This is a genomic window from Streptomyces sp. SID11385, from assembly GCF_010548245.1.
Taxonomy (GTDB): Bacteria; Actinomycetota; Actinomycetes; order Streptomycetales; family Streptomycetaceae; genus Streptomyces.
The window spans coordinates 1-2,650 of record NZ_JAAGLR010000730.1 but is presented as its reverse complement, the minus strand read 5'-3'; the positions used below and the strand labels follow the sequence as shown (position 1 = coordinate 2,650).

Here is a 2,650-nt window from a genome sequence, read left to right as displayed (position 1 = left end):
CGTCCCGCCGCCGCCTCGGCGAAGGCGCGGCGCTGGAGCGCGCCGAGCGGGTCGGGGCCGCCCTCGCGCGCCGCCATCGCGGGCCCCACGGTCCGCTCGTACGACTGCGCACGCGCCCTCAACTCGGCCTTGTCCGGAACGAATCCGGGCCCGGTCGCCTCGGCTCCCAGGCTCGACCAGCCGTGGACGAGGTACCGGCCGCCGTCCGCGAGGAGCCCGTACGCCTCGCGCGCCACCTCGCCGCCGACGCCGTCGAACACGACCGTCACGGGCCGCTCGGAGCCGAGCGCTTCGCGGACGCGGGCGGGCCAGTCGGGGCGGGTGTAGTCGACGGCGTGCGCGGCGCCGTTCTCCCGTACGAGACGGGTCTTCGCCGGGCCGCCCGCGAGGCCGACGACCGTCGCGCCCGCGCCGCTCGCGTACTGCGTGAGGAGGATGCCGAGTCCTCCTGCGGCGGCGGGGACGAGGACGGTGTCCGCCGCCGAGAGGGAGGCGAAGTTGAGGATGCCGAGCGCGGTGCGGCCCGTGCCGACGAGGGCGACGGCGGCGGCGAGGCCGAGCCCGTCCGGCACGGGCAGGAGGTTCGCGGCGGGGACGAGGGCGCGCGTGGCGTAGCCGCCGGGGGCGTTGCCGAGGTGCGCGGCGACCCGCGTTCCGCGCAGCGCCGGGTCCGTCCCTTCGCCGAGTCCGCTCACGACCCCGGCCACCTCGCGGCCGGGCACGGTGGGCAGCTTCGGGAGCGGACCCCCCGCACCGGCACGCAGCCGCGTGTCCACGAGGTGCACCCCGGCGGCCCGCACGTCGACCACGACCTCACCGGGCCCGGGCACGGGATCGGGCACCTCCTCGGGGACGAGGACGTCGGGCGGACCGAAGCGGCGCATACGGACGGCGAGCATGACGGGTGACTCCTCGTGCGGGGGATGGGCCGGTGTTTGGCCTCAACAGCGCTCGGGAGCGGGGTATTTCGCGTCGCGGTTGTCCCGGAACCTAGCGCATGTCCGCAGATGGTGCGTTGGCGCGGAGACGGTCGCCACCCGGACGAGTGAGACGATTTTCGGGTTCGGCGGAGTTATCCACAGATTGGGGGGATTGGTGTGGGTGGGGGCGGGAGGTGCGGAAGGATTGGTACTGGGGTCGCCCCCCTGGGAGGGCGGGGGCTGCCCGAAAACGGCGTCGCGGGCCACCTCCCCACCCCCCGCCAGACCCGTAAGGCCCTACCCCACCCCCCGCCAGACCCGTACGGCCCCCCGCCCCCCCCCGCCAGACCCGGACGACCTTCCCCCACCCCCTGTCAGACCCGTACGGCACAGTGACCCCATGACCTCACGCTCCACCCGTCGTCCCTCCTCCGCCGCCTCCCGTCCCGCGCGGCGGACGCCCGCCGTCCGGGCGCCGCGCAGGCCGGAGTTGCGGTTGCCCGCGCTCGTCGAGCCGCCCGGCTGGGGGCTCGTGCCGGACGGGGACTACGACGGCGTCGAGTGGAACGGGGACGCGCTCGACGAAGGGGACGGGGGCGGCGCCTCGTTCCTCGACTGCCTGCTGCGCGATTGCGGCCTCGGGGGCACGCGGCTGACACGCGCGCGGTTCGTGGACTCGCGCCTGGAAGCGGTACGGGGCGTGGGGACGCAACTCGCGGAGGCCACGCTGCGCGACGTCGAGGTGATCGACGCGCGGCTCGGCGGGACGCAGGCGCACGGGGCCGTGCTCGAACGGGTCGTCGTGCGCGGCGGGAAGCTCGACTACCTCAACCTGCGCGGCGCGAAGCTCAAGGACGTCGTCTTCGAGGCGTGCGTACTCGTCGAGCCGGACTTCGGCGGGGCGAGCCTGGAGCGGGTCGCCTTCGTGGACTGCGTCGTGAAGGGCGCGGACCTCAACAAGGTCACGCTCAAGGACGTGGACCTGCGCCGGGCCGCCGAACTGGGCGTCGCCTCCGGGATCGGCGGCCTGCGCGGCGCGGCGATCAGCCCGGACCAGCTCATCGACCTCGCGCCGGCGCTCGCGGCCGAGCTGGGTATGCGGGTCCTGGACCTGGGGGAGTGACGGGTCCTGGACCTGGGGAGTGAGGGGTCAGGACACGCGAGGGAAGCGGGCGCGCAGGTCCCACACCAGGGGGTTCTCGTCCAGTTCCTCGTGCATCTCGGTGAGGTCGGCGAGCAGGTCGTGGAGGAAGTCGCGGGCCTCCCGGCGCAGTTCGGCGTGCGCGAAGCTCAAGGGGCGCTCGCTCTCCGGGCGCCACTCGGCCTCGATGTCGACCCAGCCGAAGCGGCGCGCGAAGAGCAGCCGGTCCGCCGACTCGGTGAAGTCCAGCTCCGCGTACTGCGGCCTGCTCGCCCTGCTCCCCATCGGGTCCTGGTCGAGCAGCTCGGCGATATCGCACAGCGCCCACGCGAAATCGAGCACCGGCACCCACCCCCAGGCCGTCGCCAGCTCCCGGTCCTCCTCCGTGTCCGCGAGGTACACGTCCCCGAGAAACAGGTCGTGCCGCAGTGCGTACCGGTCGGCACGCCGGTAGTCCGTTTGCGGCGAATCCGGATGGCGGCGGGAGAGGGCGTAGCCGATGTCGAGCACGGGGGAATGGTGTCACGGGGCGGGCGGGGCAGGCGGGGGCGGGCCTCGCGACGGGGCGGGCGGGCGGCCGGCGCGGGGG

3 protein-coding genes are annotated in these 2,650 nt (G+C 74.8%); 1 reads left to right on the top strand and 2 read right to left on the bottom strand.

Features of this window, described 5'->3' with window-relative positions; genetic code table 11:
• Positions 1-899, bottom strand: an 899-nt coding sequence (locus G3I42_RS22110) for a zinc-binding dehydrogenase (RefSeq protein WP_164288529.1), incomplete at its 3' end; no start/stop codon positions are given.
• 421 nt (positions 900-1,320) lie between these two features.
• Here G3I42_RS22110 and G3I42_RS22105 point away from each other — a divergent pair.
• Entirely contained in the window at positions 1,321-2,043 is a 723-nt protein-coding gene (locus G3I42_RS22105) for a pentapeptide repeat-containing protein (protein ID WP_203607150.1), read from the top strand.
• Between the two features lie 27 nt (positions 2,044-2,070).
• Here the strand turns inward: G3I42_RS22105 and G3I42_RS22100 are convergent, their stop codons facing one another.
• The gene (locus G3I42_RS22100; RefSeq protein WP_007825376.1) at positions 2,071-2,571 is read right to left on the bottom strand and encodes a hypothetical protein; all 501 of its coding nucleotides are present in this window, start codon (positions 2,569-2,571) and stop codon (positions 2,071-2,073) included.
• Positions 2,572-2,650 lie beyond the last annotated feature (79 nt).

Bases quoted from the DNA above. Each gene is read 5' to 3' on its own strand.
- G3I42_RS22105 (WP_203607150.1), top strand. From the start codon at position 1,321: ATGACCTCACGCTCCACCCGTCGTCCCTCCTCCGCCGCCTCCCGTCCC.